Origin of the sequence: Winslowiella iniecta, from assembly GCF_001267535.1 — a bacterium.
GTDB lineage: Bacteria > Pseudomonadota > Gammaproteobacteria > Enterobacterales > Enterobacteriaceae > Erwinia > Erwinia iniecta.
Genome location: NZ_JRXE01000035.1, coordinates 6,760 through 20,215, shown reverse-complemented (window position 1 = coordinate 20,215; position 13,456 = coordinate 6,760). Strand labels below are relative to the sequence as shown.

The following is a 13,456-nucleotide window of genomic DNA, read 5'->3' as shown; positions in this document are numbered from 1 at the left end:
ATCCAGTTTCTCTGGCCACATCTGCAACAGGCCATTCCTGACATTGGCGACGCCCCTGACTGGCCGCAGCAGGCACAGCTGTTTTAACCTATGCCTTAATAAAGGCTATACCGTTACCACGTTGCCCGGCGACACCTTTACAATTCCCGGCTATGATGTGCGCAGCATCAATCTTTCCTTACTGGAGTTCAGCATGGTCAGCGCGCTGTATGTCGTGCTTGGGGCACTGTTTTTAATTAAATTTTCTGTTGATGTTATCCGTTTACGCCGTCAGTACCGCGTGGCACACGGCGATGGTGGATTCTTTGAATTACAAATCGCGATGCGCATTCACGGTAACGCGATGGAAAATATCCCGATTGCCACTTTATTGCTGGTGATGATGGAGATGAACGGCGCGGATATCTGGATGGTGCATCTGTGCGGACTGTTTTTCTTCGCTGGCCGCGCCATGCATGGCTGGGGAATGCATCACAGTATTATGTACTGGCGTCGTAATGGCATGCTGATCACCGGCCTGGCGCTTATCGGTATGGTTCTCTGTAATTTACTGTTTATGCCGTGGGATCTGGTTCTGACTCTGCATTAATGGGTCTGCAATGGCAGAAAAGGTGCAGCCAGCGCCGGTTTCTGCCAAAATAGCGCCCTTTCCGTTGTTCACCGGATTTACCGTTATGTCTAACCGCGATACGCTTTTCTCCGCACCAATCGCAAAGCTTGGTGACTGGACCTTTGATGAGCGCGTAGCTGAAGTTTTCCCTGATATGATTCAGCGCTCGGTGCCAGGTTATTCCAATATCATTTCGATGATTGGTATGTTGGCCGAACGCTTTGTGCAACCCAACAGCCGGGTTTACGACCTGGGCTGTTCATTGGGTGCCGCTACCCTTTCGGTGCGCCGTAACATTCAGGCTGAAGGTTGTCAGATTATTGCCGTCGATAATTCGCCAGCGATGGTAGAACGCTGCCGTCGCCATATCGATGCCTTCCGGGCCGATACGCCGGTTGAGGTAATTGAAGCGGATATTCGCGCAATTCATATCGAAAATGCCTCAATGGTGGTGCTGAATTTCACCCTGCAATTTCTCGAGCCTGCCGAGCGTCAACAACTACTGAATACCATTTATCAGGGTCTGAAACCGGGCGGCGCGCTGGTGCTGTCGGAAAAATTCAGCTTTGAAGATAGCGAGGTTGGCGAGCTGCTGTTTAATATGCATCACGACTTTAAGCGCGCCAATGGTTACAGCGAACTGGAAATTAGCCAGAAACGCAGCATGCTGGAAAACGTCATGCTGACCGATAGCGTCGAAACCCATAAACAGCGCCTGCATAACGCCGGTTTCGAGCATGCGGAACTGTGGTTCCAGTGTTTTAACTTCGGCTCACTGATTGCCGTCAAAGCGAGTGATGCATGATCGATTTCGGTAACTTTTATCAATTAATTGCCAAAGGCCCACTGGCGCCGTGGCTGGAAACACTGCCGGCACAGATTGCCAGCTGGCAGCGAGAGAACCTGCACGGCCACTTTAAAAACTGGCATAAAGCGGTGGAATACTTACCGCTGCTGGAGCCGGAACGCCTTGATCTGCTGCACAGCGTCAGCGCGGAGTCCGGCAACCTGACCGACCGTCAGCGTGACGGTATCAACAAACTGCTGCGCAACCTGATGCCGTGGCGTAAAGGCCCCTGGTCACTCTATGGCACGGAGATCGATACCGAGTGGCGTTCTGACTGGAAGTGGGAGCGCGTACTGCCGCATATCTCATCGCTGGCGGGCCGCACGGTGCTGGATGTCGGCTGCGGTAGCGGCTATCACATGTGGCGTATGCTCGGTGCCGGGGCGAACTTTGTCGTCGGTATCGACCCGATGCAGCTGTTTCTTTGCCAGTTCGAAGCGGTACGTAAATTACTCGGTAACGATCAGCGTGCGCATCTGTTGCCGCTGGGAATCGAACAGCTGCCGGAATTAAAAGCCTTTGATACCGTGTTCTCGATGGGTGTGCTCTATCATCGACGATCGCCACTGGATCATCTGTTCCAGCTGAAAAATCAGCTGGTGAGCGGCGGTGAGTTGGTACTGGAAACGCTGGTGATCGAAGGTGATGACCAGGCGGTGCTGGTTCCGGGCGAGCGTTATGCGCAGATGCGGAACGTTTACTTTATTCCGTCTACCGGTGCGTTGAAAAACTGGCTGGAGAAGTGCGGCTTTGAAGATGTTCGCATCGTCGACTACTCCGTCACCAGCACCGATGAGCAGCGCAGAACCGACTGGATGACCAGTGAGTCGTTGGCAGAATTCCTCGATCCTGAGGATGCCACGAAAACGGTCGAAGGCTATCCAGCGCCGCTGCGGGCGGTACTGGTGGCGAGAAAGCCATAAATAAATCGGGCCGGTCAAACCGGCCCATTTTTTTATCGTTTCGATAACGCCAGTCTGGCGGCAAAACCGATAAACACACAGCCGGTCAGCCGATCCATCAGCTTCATTACCGTCGGATTACGCAGCTTTTCAGCAAAATAGTGCGTGGAAGCAATCAGTACGCAGCTCCATAAGGTGCCGATAATCACATGAGTCAGCGCCATACCGCTGCTCCATAACGCCACCGATGCGCCAGCGGGAATAAACTGCGGCAAAAACGATACGTAAAATACACCAACTTTGGGATTCAGCAAATTGCCCATTACGCCTTTGGTAAAAAAGCTGGCATAACCGGCGGATTGACGGCCCACTCTGACCTGCGCATTGAATTCGCTACGCGGCTTCAAAATCAACCCCACACCCAACCATAACAGATATGCCGCACCCGCCAGTTTCAACACGTTATAAGCTATTTCTGACGCCAGCAATAATGCGCCGAGACCGAGCCCCACCGCCACGCCCCACACCAGGCAACCGGTACTGATCCCTATGGCGGTCACCAGCGCCTTCTTCCAGCCATTGGCGGCAGAAGTGCGTAATACCAGCGCGGTATCAAAACCGGGTGTTAAGGTTAAAATGATGATTGCAACAAGAAAAGAGATCAGTGATGCGGTCATTACTGCAGGCTCCGTAATGGGAAAGAGTAATTTTACCGGTACTTGTCGCAGGGTCAAGAAACAGAAGGATTACGTTAACGCATTGCCGAGAACGTGGCTGAATACGTCAACGCTCGGGCGCATCGTCGCTATTGTCTTCAGAGGACGCGGGTGAGAATGAAAGGCTCTCAGCCCAGAAGTTCAGAATGATGGGATTTTCTGAGCCGTCAACCTCAATCGTGCGGGCATGAAGATTAAGGATTTCTGCGCTCTGCTTTGGTGAATGTTTCATAGAGCAACCCCTTAATAAAGTCCTTGTCGGTATACAATATCGACAATCCATTAAATCTATTTATGGTTACAGGTTACTTAACTTCCTCATCCCAATACTCAAAGCGATATGCCGCACTAAGGTTACGCTTAACCGTCGACTTATCCGTTACTTCGGTTTCCCGCGAATAACTCAGCGTACAGTTACCGATATCATCCCATGACTGGCATTCATCCACCGAAGTGATCACACTGACCGGCGTATTGGTGACACTGTGCAGCCGCAGCTCGCGATTCTGCTTATCGTAAGTATAGGTCTCTTTACTTTTCTCCGAGGTGGTGGCCAGCATCTGCCCTTTATCGCTCCACTGATAGTGGTATTCACCATTGGTCAGATTATCCGTTCCGCGCGCCACACTTTTCAGCAGGCGCAAGCTTTTATCGTGGCTGTAGGTCGTCTCGGTAAACCCTTTGTTACCCATATTGGTAAACACCTCGGTGGAACTGGTGATATTGCCGTTTTTGCCCACCTTATAGTTGATGGTTCCTTGTTTATTGCTGACTTCAACGGTTTTACCCTGCTGCTGCACCATTACTGAGTAAGCGTATTCCGCCTGCCAGCCATCGGTAACGCGCGCAATATGCTGTTCCATCTTTAACAGCACATTGCCTTCATTTTTGTCATAACTGATATCGGCAATGGTCAGGTTGCCGCAGCGATCAAATTGCCCCAGCAGGCGCTTTTGCAAATCGACATCTTTGCCAAACTCGCCCACCACAAATTGTCGCACCATCCCTTTCGAGCTGCCGCCCAGCATAATCACGCTGTTGCTGTCGTTGACGACTTTGCTGTTGGCCGGGCATGACTCTGCGCCGCTGGCATAAAAACTCAGCAGCCCGTACAGGACAATGATGGTCAGACAAGCTGGAATTTTTCTGTTCATTATGCTCCCCGAGCCTCTGAACCCACTGATGATTAAGCTATCAGTATAGCGATACCCACTGTTCACAGGGCGGCTTTTTTCGCAGAAGATGGCCCCTGACAGGCATTAACAAAGCCCCAGCAAAACATTCGCATACTTAATGACACACGGAATTAATTTTTATCATGCAGTAAGAGAGTAAGGCCCCTATCAGCAGCCAACTTTCAAGCAACTGATATTAATACACTTAAAAAATCAGATTGAATGCAAATCAATCAGAATCCTTACAAATCAATACGTTGCAAAAAAACACCCGATGCAACATTAATTACGCTTATGCTTTTAAGCAACCAACAGCAGGAAAATCCTAAAAAAGACCCTCATCGCATCACTCAATATAAATAATCCTGACTGATTTGATTAAGAAAACATCAATCGATTTAAAATATCGATCATTAAGAGTTGAGTTTTTTTATTTTTTATTTAATTGATTAAGTTTACGTTCGTCCTGTCGCTTGCTTCAGATTTATTGATATGAGATTCATTCTTTTTGGCAACTGTTTTAATTGATTTGCTGAAGAGCATGTCTGGTCCAAAACATGTAAATGTGTTTTTAATATTTCATCTTTGATTCATAAAAGAGGGTATTATCATGGGTAAATCTAAATCTATTGAGCAATTGCAGAAAGATAGTGAGCGTTTTGATAAGTTCATGCAGGATCTTTCCGAAAAATCTTCAAGAATTGAAGATAAACTATCGGAGGATGTGAGTTCACTCGTATCTGATTATTATAAAAAAAACAAATGGGACGGGAAGTATTTCTTCGGAAATAAAAACACGGACTATCAACTATACAGTGAATGGAGCCTTGAATCTGTCAATAAAATTATTAACTCGATTGCTGAGTCAATTAACACTCAGCAATTCCCCTCGCCAAAAGTGCCAGGTTCTGAAGACATCCCACAAAGCACTACAGATGAAGTCGTCCAATACCTGTCAGGATTTCAGCAAGATTATAATCTTACGCTACAGCGGGTTATAAATATTATCACTGGTTTCATCACCCAGTTTGCATCCAGCACCTCGGTCACACAAAAAACGGTTCATCAGGACTTCAATGTTTCAGGTGGCTTACATCTTTTCATTGCGCAAAGCGGCAGCGTTCAAACCGAAAAAAGCTTCTTTATTAACAGCTATATCGGTTCGTTCCAGATAGTTTTCGAAGGCCACATGAGCGTTGGAGAAGCGGAATTTACCAGCTTAAACGAAATTCTTAAAACCACCCAAGCCGAAATTGAAAGCAGTGATAAGCGAATCATTAACATTGACAAACAAATGGACAACAGCCTTGACGACATTCTCAGTACAACCCCTGTTAATTTTGAATTGTGGCAGACTACTTTTGATTCTTTTAATAAAATGAAAGATTCTGTAAAAACACAAAGAGATAAGGTTTACGACGAGTACAAGAAATATAAAAATGTTATCGACATTGTAGACAAACATTTCGGAAAAATATCTTCCGGTGAAATAGACATCAAAAAGCTGTTCACCCCCTGGCAGATTAAGCTGGCGAATCGTTACATTAAGGAAAAGGATGTCAAATAACAGCCATCATTTCTTCCTGATATTTATCTTTCCGTTAAAAAAAGGATTAAAACATGCCAATATATTATCGCCTTGGGAGCGGCACGCCAAAAAACTTAACCCCGCGCCCTGAAATTGATACTGAGGGTCCAGGCCATGGTCTGTCAGTACAAAATATTCAACCAGCACCTGCAATACGGTTTCGTTCGATTGATTCGGCCTTACTTGATACGACTCAGGTATTGCCTACGCCAACAGAACACAACCCCAACCATTATTCTATTCTGACACAGCCCGATACACCGCTATCACTCGATAGCTGGGCAGCAACAAGAGCCCTTATCGCTGATAATCAAAATAACTGGCAGAATCCGCTGGTCAGCCAATGGAGCCATGATGTAAATGATGGGGTCGTGATACCCGATCCGGCAGAGGAGAGACAGCAGTCCATGCATACACGTTCTGGTTCGAATCATAGTCACGCTGATGCTTCGGCCTTCCTGCCCAAACATAAAGCGGATACAGCTGCTGTGGAGAAGCTGGTTAGTTTATCCAGGGAGGCTCTCATTCCTTATTATCCAGTAATGATTGAGTGGTTAAAGGATTTCAACTGGCCTGTTGCCCGGATAATTGCGCCGCATCTGGCAACATTAGGTACTTTGCTAAAGGATGATGTTATCAATGTGCTTAAAGGAGACGATGTCATCTGGAAATATTGGGTAGTAAACCAGTTAGTCAACACGCCTGACCTTCAGCTCGCAGCAAGTATCAGGAGTGAACTTGCAGCACAATATAAAACGTTATCATCTTCACTCGATGAAGATGATGCGAACCTGGCTCTGGAAATAGAGGACGTGCTGGATAAATTGTCTTAGCCGCCGTTTCCGTATGATGTGAATGCCACGACAAGTCGCAGCGGTAGTGAGTGAAGATGAAACATTGTGGCGGTTTGCTCCAGCTGGCGAACCTTGCAGAGTTTATCGATAAGCAGCTTGAAATGGTGATGATTTAACTGATGGATATAAAGAAAAAAAGCCCCAGCAAGATGCTGGGGCCTGGTACTTGCAAACATCACGTCTTAATTACGGCGTGCTGCGCGGCAAAAATCGGTTTGATTGTCAGGCGACCCGACTGGCGTTCATATTGATAATGCCCTTCATCGCTTCCACCACATCGCCGTCAACGCAGTAACGGCTGAACTCATCGGTTTCAGTATCAGAACACATCGACACACCGGCTTTTCGGTAACGCATCGGCGACGGCACCAGACGACTGGCCGAGCTGTGCAGCTCTTTGATGCCAACGTCGAGGAACTTTTGCAGGTTGCTTAACCGCACTCCAGCACCCGCCATAATCATTGGACCCTCACTGATAAGAGTTAGTTCCTTCAGTAATGCCATTCCGCTTTCAGCACTCTGCTGCTGGCCTGAAGTCAGAATGCGCGCAACGCCCAGTTCGGTCAACTCCTGCAACGCACGTTTCGGACTATGGCACAGGTCAAAAGCGCGATGGAAGGTCACCGCCATATCGCCGCAGAGCGCCATAATCTGGCGCATTTGTACCCTGTCAATATGCGCATCTTCATCCAGCATACCGATAACCACACCGGGAAAACCCAGTTCGCGAATGGCCGCCACGTCAGATTTCATCGCGTTAAATTCCGTCGAGGAATAACAGAAATCGCCGCCCCGAGGACGCACAATGGGATGAACCGGGATGGTTAACTGCTCACGCGCCACTTTCAGGCTGCCGTAAGACGGTGTCAGTCCTCCCTCTTTCGGTGCTGCACACAGTTCAATGCGATCTGCTCCCGCCTGCTGAGCGGCGATCGCGCAATCCACTCCATAGCAGCATATTTCCAATTTTGTCATCGCATCCTCCTGTTTAATGACTGCTGGCTGGTTGTCAGATTCTCGGTTAGGCTGGCTTTTGCTGGTTATATTAACGGGAATCTTCATCATGGCATTCAATTTTGATCAATGGATAGACCGACGTCACAGCGATAGCGTTAAGTGGCATAAATATGGCGATCGCGATGTTTTGCCACTCTGGATCGCCGACAGTGATTTTCGTTCACCGGACTGCATCATTAACGCCTTACAGCAGCGCATTGAGCACGGTGTATTTGGCTATGGCGACACACCGCATGAGCTAATGAATATCGTGACGCAACGTATGGCCGAACGCTACGGTTGGCAGGTGGAAGCGGACTGGCTGGTGTTCTTGCCCGGTATCGTCAGCGGACTGAATCTCTGCGTCAGGGCGTTTACCGGGGTGGGCCAGGGAACCATTGCGCCCACGCCGATCTATCCGCCCTTCCGTCAGGCAGCAAAACTCGCCGAACGCACGCAGCTAAGTTTGCAGATGCGGCTGGAACAGGGTCGCTGGATAATGGATCTGGAGGCCGCCGCCGCACAACTCTCCGGCAATGAGAAACTGCTGATGCTGTGTAACCCGCACAATCCTGGTGGTACGGTGTATCGTCGACAGGAGCTGGAGGCGCAGCTGGCCTTTGCGCAGCGCCATGATTTGATCGTCTGTTCCGATGAGATCCACTGCGATCTGATCCTCGAACCGGGTGTGCAACATATTCCGTTTGCTTCGTTAAGCGAAGATGCGGCGCAACGATCGGTGACGCTGCTCTCGCCATCCAAGAGCTTTAATATCGCCGGGCTGGGTGCCTCACTGGCGATTATCCCCAATAAAGCACTGCGTGAGCGCTTTAAACGCCAGCGCAAAGGGCTGGTGCCGGACGTCGACATCCTGGCGCTGGTGGCTGCGAGCGCGGCCTGGCGCGACGGTCAACCCTGGCTGGATGCGCAGCTGGACTATCTGCGGGCGAACCGCGATCTGCTGGTGGAGCGCGTCAATGCGATAGCGGGTTTGTCGCTGGCCTCGCCGGAAGGCACTTACCTCGGCTGGATTAATGCGCAGCCACTGCCGGTCGCCAGCCCGGCGCTGTTTTTTGAAAAACACGGTCTTGGCTTCTCTCCGGGCCGCGATTTTGGCGACGATGGCTTTGTGCGCTTTAACTTTGGCTGCACCCGCGCCACACTGAATGAGGCCATCAGCCGAATGGAGCGGGCAGTTAGTACCCTTTAATCACTCTGCTCGCTGGCCACAATTTCCTTCAGGCTCCAGGGATGGAACTTGATGGTGATTTTGCCATCGGTTACCGCCAGCGTAGGATTGGGCAGACGTTCGTGTTCACCGCGCGGCGAGCTGGATTTAATCGAAATGTTGGGTTGCGCTAATCCTTCGTCGGAGAGCAACGCCAGCGCCCGTGCACCCAGTGAATTCACATCACCGCGCAGTACAATCTCCACATGTTCCCAGCCTTCATGGCGATACAGCTTATTTCCTGGCCACGGCAGTTCAATTACGCTTAACTGCCAGTTGCCAAGCTTTAACGGCTGCCTTAACTCAAATAAACAGATGGCCCGACCATTAATCTGATTTTCGGAGAACAGTGCTCCAATCTGTGAAAAACCCTTTTTCCAGCGCTCTGCCGTGGTGTTCTGATGGCAGCGGACAGAGATATGGTCAGCTTCCAGCTGTGATAGTGACAATCCCAGCGCCTGCGCCAGCTGGTTTAACGCCAGCTCAAAGCGAGGCAAATCCTCAGCTAAATCCTTCAGTTCTTCTACACAATCTAATGACAACACATTTTCTCCTGATAATTAGTAATAATCTTATTTATTAATCGCCCGGCGTAAAATGGCTACAAACAGTAAAGATATAAAAAAAGCCGTTTATCGTCAGTTTTATTTATCAATCCACGTAAGCAAGAGTTATGGCGCCTCGATTACGGCTTTATCGATCTGTTAATTAAAAAACTCATGAGAACAATCCCATGTTTTTTAAGACTATTCTTGGAAATTTCAGCATATTCTTAATTAAATGCCAGTTAATTGCCTTCAGGCAACTTTCACTATAGATTGCGACCACCATCTCACAAGGAATAACACTATGTTAATGTTAATCGTGGTCGCAATTTTAATCGCGCTGATGGGCTTTGCTATTATTCGTCACTGGAAGATGCGTAAGAACAAGCTGGTCGTTAATCCACATCGACAGCCCCGTCGTCATTAATCATTCGCGCCATTTGGTGGAAACATGTGCATTGGTGTTTCCACCTCACCACCGCCTGCTGACGCCTCAATCCAAATACAGTATACTTTTGCTCTTCTTTTTCCGCGCCACCATTGTACAGTATCCCGATCGACTGTCAGGTGACGCGATGACAATGGCTCGATCTGTCAGCAGACGAGCCTTTTCAGCATATTAAGGTATCCCGGTGAATATTCAGGCTCTTCTTTCAGAAAAAGTCAGTCAGGCGATGATCGCGGTGGGCGCACCCGCAGATTGTGAAGCTCAGGTTCGTCAGTCGGCCAAAGTTCAGTTTGGTGACTATCAGGCTAACGGCATTATGGCCGTGGCAAAAAAACTGGGCCAGCAGCCACGACAACTGGCAGAACAGGTGTTACAGCATCTTGATCTGAATGGAATTGCCAGTAAAGTTGAAATCGCCGGTCCCGGTTTTATTAACATCTTCCTCGATCGCCAGTGGCTGTCACAGCAGGTTGATGCGGCAGTCAGCGATGAGCGCCTTGGCGTTGCCCGTCAGCCCGCGCAGACCATTGTGATTGACTACTCTGCGCCAAACGTGGCGAAAGAGATGCACGTCGGTCACGTCCGCTCCACCATTATTGGTGATGCGTCTGCCCGTACGCTGGAGTTTCTCGGTCATAATGTAATCCGCGCTAACCATGTCGGCGACTGGGGTACCCAGTTCGGTATGCTGATTGCTTTCCTCGAAAAGCAGCAGAACGAGCAGCACGGCGATATCGCGCTGGCCGATCTGGAAAACTTCTATCGTGAAGCGAAAAAGACTTACGACGAAGATGAAGAGTTTGCAGTGCGTGCCCGTAACTACGTGGTGAAACTGCAGGGCGGCGATGAATATTGTCTGGCGATGTGGAAAAAGCTGGTCGATATCACCATGACGCAAAACCAGCTGGTGTATAACCGCCTGAATGTGACGCTGACGCGTGATGATGTGATGGGTGAAAGCCTGTACAACGCAATGCTGCCAGGCATTGTCGCCGATCTGAAAGCAAAAGGTCTGGCGGTTGAGAGTGAAGGCGCCACCGTGGTATTCCTTGATGAGTATAAAAACAAGGAAGGCGAACCGATGGGAGTGATCATCCAGAAAAAGGATGGCGGCTACCTGTACACCACTACCGATATCGCCTGCGCGAAGTACCGTTACGAAACGCTGCATGCCGATCGTGTGCTGTATTACATCGATTCCCGTCAGCATCAGCACCTGATGCAGGCATGGACCATCGTGCGTAAAGCCGGTTATGTCCCGGAAGCCATTCCACTGGAACACCATATGTTCGGCATGATGCTGGGCAAAGATGGTCGTCCGTTCAAAACCCGCTCCGGCGGCACGATTAAGCTCTCCGATCTGCTGGATGAAGCGGTTGAACGCGCCACCAAACTGGTTGGCGAGAAAAACCCGGATATGCCAGCTGATGAGCTGAAAGCGCTGGCCAATACCGTCGGTATCGGCGCGGTAAAATATGCCGACCTGTCGAAAAGCCGTACCACCGATTACATCTTCGACTGGGACAATATGCTGGCCTTCGAAGGTAACACCGCGCCCTATATGCAGTATGCCTATACTCGCGTGCTGTCGGTGTTCCGCAAGGCGGGCATTGAGTTAACCGGCGTTACCGGAGCCGTTAACATTACCGAAGATCGCGAAGCGGCGCTGGCTGCTCGCCTGCTGCAATTTGAAGAGACGATTCTCCAGGTTGCACGTGACGGTATGCCGCATGTGATGTGTGCCTATCTGTATGATCTGGCAGGATTGTTCTCCGGCTTCTACGAGCACTGCCCGATTCTGACCGCCGAAGATGAACAGACGCGTCAGAGCCGTCTGAAGCTGGCGCTGCTGACCGCGAAAACCCTGAAACAAGGTCTGGATACACTGGGTATTGAAACGGTAGAACGGATGTAACACCTTGATTACTCAAGGGGAGCCGTTTTCGGCTCCCGTCCTGATGGCATGCAGAATACGCAACCCTCGCACGGGCGTCGAAAACGACGCCCCTATAAAATACTGACCTCAGCCCTGGTAATTCACCATCACCTGGTTGCTTAATACTCTGAGCACCGGAAATAACCGCCCCTTCCCTTCGACATAAAACACAAAACGCAAACTCTCGTTAGCCGGCACATTGCTCAGGCCACGCGTCGATCCGCTGCTGCCTTCGATCGCTGCACAGCGGGTTGATGAGCACAACCGAACTTGCATCCCGGCCGGTGTCGGCCCGGTCAGCAGATAACGCCAGTACACTTCAGTCATCATGCCATTAACCGGCGACGGCGGCGACAACGCAGGTGAAGAGGCCTGCACCCCGCGCTGACTCAGCGACGCGCCGGTTCCGCTGGCGCTCCAGCCACCGGAAGCTGCCAGCGCCAGAGTCGGCAGCCACAGCAAAATCAACAGCGTTAGCCGGATCATTAATTACCACCGATAGTTGAAGTCATGCGGATCTGACGGTTATCGGTCAGTTCCAGATTCGACAGCACCATCAGTTGCGGCAGATTACGGCGCAGGAAGCGCGCCAGTAACGCGCGTAGCGGATGATTGACCAGCAATACCGGCGGCGCACCCAGCGTTTCCTGACGCTGTAAGGCCTGTTGCGCCTGATCCAGCAGGCGATCGGCCAGCCCAGGTTCCAGACCGCCGCCGCCCTGCAATGCCTGCAACAACAGCCGCTCCAGTGCGCTATCCAGCCCAATCACCTGCACTTCGCCGCTGCCGGGGAACCACTGCTGAGTGATGGCGCGACCCAATGCCACACGAACCACCGAGGTTAATTCATTCGGGTCGGGCTGCACCGGCGCATGTTCCGCCAGCGTTTCGATAATCGTGCGCATATCTCGGATCGACACCCGTTCAGACAGCAGGTTTTGCAGCACTTTATGCAGGGTGGTCAGAGTAACCACGCCCGGTACCAACTCTTCCGTCAGTTTTGGCATCTCTTGCGTCACGCGATCGAGCAACTGCTGCGCTTCCTGACGACCAAACAGCTCGCTGGCGTACTGACCAATCAGATGGTTCAGGTGCGTCGCCACCACGGTACTGGCTTCCACCACCGTATAACCCTGAATCTGCGCCTGCTCTTTCAGTGCACTTTCGATCCAGACGGCGGCCAGACCAAATGCCGGATCGACGGTGGCTTCACCCGGTAAACTGCCTGCGGCAGTGCCCGGATTTATCGCCATCCAGCGCCCCGGATAAGCATCGCCGCTGCCAATTTCCACCCCTTTCATCAGAATGCGATAACGCGCGGGCGGCAGCTCCATATTGTCGCGAATGTGCACCACCGGCGGCAGAAAGCCGACTTCCTGAGCAAACTTCTTACGAATGCTGCGGATACGGCCCAGCAGTTCACCGTCCTGCTGGAAATCGACCATCGGAATCAGGCGGTAACCCACTTCCATACCGAGTGCATCTTCCAGCTGGACGTCAGTCCACGAGGCTTCCACCGCCGCTGACGTCTCCTGCGGTTTAACCACCGCCTGCGGTGCCGCTTTTGGCGTCATCTCTTTACCGCGCATATACCAGGCGAGACCCAGTAAC

Annotated in this window: 15 protein-coding genes; 8 read left to right on the top strand and 7 right to left on the bottom strand. The window is 50.7% G+C overall.

Features of this window, described 5'->3' with window-relative positions; translation table 11 throughout:
- From NG42_RS19580 to cmoB, 3 genes are all read left to right on the top strand, one after another.
- The coding region (locus tag NG42_RS19580) for an MAPEG family protein (RefSeq protein WP_156324274.1) at positions 1-589 on the top strand (589 nt) is incomplete at its 5' end.
- An 85-nt stretch (positions 590-674) separates the two neighbouring features.
- Positions 675-1,415, top strand: coding sequence for a carboxy-S-adenosyl-L-methionine synthase CmoA (gene cmoA / locus NG42_RS19575; RefSeq protein WP_052902412.1), 741 nt, complete (start codon positions 675-677; stop codon positions 1,413-1,415).
- A complete protein-coding gene (cmoB, locus tag NG42_RS19570; RefSeq protein ID WP_052902363.1) occupies positions 1,412-2,380 on the top strand; it encodes a tRNA 5-methoxyuridine(34)/uridine 5-oxyacetic acid(34) synthase CmoB in 969 nt (322 codons plus the stop codon). Before cmoA ends, cmoB begins: the two co-directional genes overlap by 4 nt.
- 32 nt (positions 2,381-2,412) lie before the next feature.
- Here cmoB and NG42_RS19565 read toward each other — a convergent pair whose 3' ends face one another.
- From NG42_RS19565 to NG42_RS19560, 3 genes are all read right to left on the bottom strand, one after another.
- Positions 2,413-3,036, bottom strand: a complete 624-nt coding sequence (locus tag NG42_RS19565) for a LysE family translocator (protein ID WP_052902361.1) — start codon at positions 3,034-3,036, stop codon at positions 2,413-2,415.
- A gap of 106 nt (positions 3,037-3,142) precedes the next feature.
- Positions 3,143-3,307 carry a hypothetical protein gene (locus tag NG42_RS22755; protein ID WP_156322190.1) on the bottom strand — a complete coding sequence of 55 codons (165 nt, stop codon included), beginning with the start codon at positions 3,305-3,307 and terminating at the stop codon, positions 3,143-3,145.
- Positions 3,308-3,380: 73 nt separating this feature from the next.
- Positions 3,381-4,229, bottom strand: coding sequence for a hypothetical protein (locus NG42_RS19560; protein ID WP_052902359.1), 849 nt, complete (start codon positions 4,227-4,229; stop codon positions 3,381-3,383).
- 631 nt (positions 4,230-4,860) lie between these two features.
- Here NG42_RS19560 and NG42_RS19555 point away from each other — a divergent pair.
- Together NG42_RS19555 and NG42_RS22515 are read left to right on the top strand one after the other, a co-directional pair.
- Positions 4,861-5,817, top strand: a complete 957-nt coding sequence (locus tag NG42_RS19555; RefSeq protein ID WP_052902355.1) for a hypothetical protein — start codon at positions 4,861-4,863, stop codon at positions 5,815-5,817.
- Positions 5,818-5,870: 53 nt separating this feature from the next.
- Positions 5,871-6,671 carry a DUF5071 domain-containing protein gene (locus tag NG42_RS22515; RefSeq protein WP_053115909.1) on the top strand — a complete coding sequence of 267 codons (801 nt, stop codon included), beginning with the start codon at positions 5,871-5,873 and terminating at the stop codon, positions 6,669-6,671.
- A 243-nt stretch (positions 6,672-6,914) separates the two neighbouring features.
- On the opposite strand, the gene cutC is transcribed toward NG42_RS22515, so the two are convergent.
- Positions 6,915-7,667 carry a copper homeostasis protein CutC gene (gene cutC, locus NG42_RS19545; RefSeq protein WP_052902353.1) on the bottom strand — a complete coding sequence of 251 codons (753 nt, stop codon included), beginning with the start codon at positions 7,665-7,667 and terminating at the stop codon, positions 6,915-6,917.
- 88 nt (positions 7,668-7,755) lie between these two features.
- Here cutC and NG42_RS19540 point away from each other — a divergent pair, with 88 nt between their 5' ends.
- A complete protein-coding gene (locus NG42_RS19540; RefSeq protein WP_052902351.1) occupies positions 7,756-8,898 on the top strand; it encodes a MalY/PatB family protein in 1,143 nt (380 codons plus the stop codon).
- Here the strand turns inward: NG42_RS19540 and NG42_RS19535 are convergent.
- Complete coding sequence (locus NG42_RS19535) at positions 8,895-9,461, bottom strand: VOC family protein (protein ID WP_052902350.1); 567 nt, start codon at positions 9,459-9,461, stop codon at positions 8,895-8,897. The genes NG42_RS19540 and NG42_RS19535 overlap by 4 nt on opposite strands.
- Positions 9,462-9,765: 304 nt before the next feature.
- On the opposite strand from NG42_RS19535, the gene NG42_RS23050 reads away from it, so the two are divergent.
- Both NG42_RS23050 and argS read left to right on the top strand, forming a co-directional pair.
- The gene (locus NG42_RS23050) at positions 9,766-9,888 is read left to right on the top strand and encodes a FeoB-associated Cys-rich membrane protein (protein WP_173581501.1); all 123 of its coding nucleotides are present in this window, start codon (positions 9,766-9,768) and stop codon (positions 9,886-9,888) included.
- Positions 9,889-10,093: 205 nt separating this feature from the next.
- Positions 10,094-11,824, top strand: coding sequence for an arginine--tRNA ligase (gene argS, locus NG42_RS19530; RefSeq protein WP_052902348.1), 1,731 nt, complete (start codon positions 10,094-10,096; stop codon positions 11,822-11,824).
- Between the two features lie 108 nt (positions 11,825-11,932).
- Here the strand turns inward: argS and flhE are convergent, their stop codons facing one another.
- Both flhE and NG42_RS23690 read right to left on the bottom strand, forming a co-directional pair.
- Positions 11,933-12,331 (bottom strand): flagellar protein FlhE, encoded by a 399-nt coding sequence (flhE, locus tag NG42_RS19525; protein WP_156322188.1) that lies wholly within the window; start codon positions 12,329-12,331, stop codon positions 11,933-11,935.
- A partial coding sequence (locus NG42_RS23690) for an FHIPEP family type III secretion protein (RefSeq protein ID WP_052902417.1) occupies positions 12,331-13,456 on the bottom strand: 1,126 nt, incomplete at its 5' end. The genes NG42_RS23690 and flhE, both read right to left, overlap by 1 nt.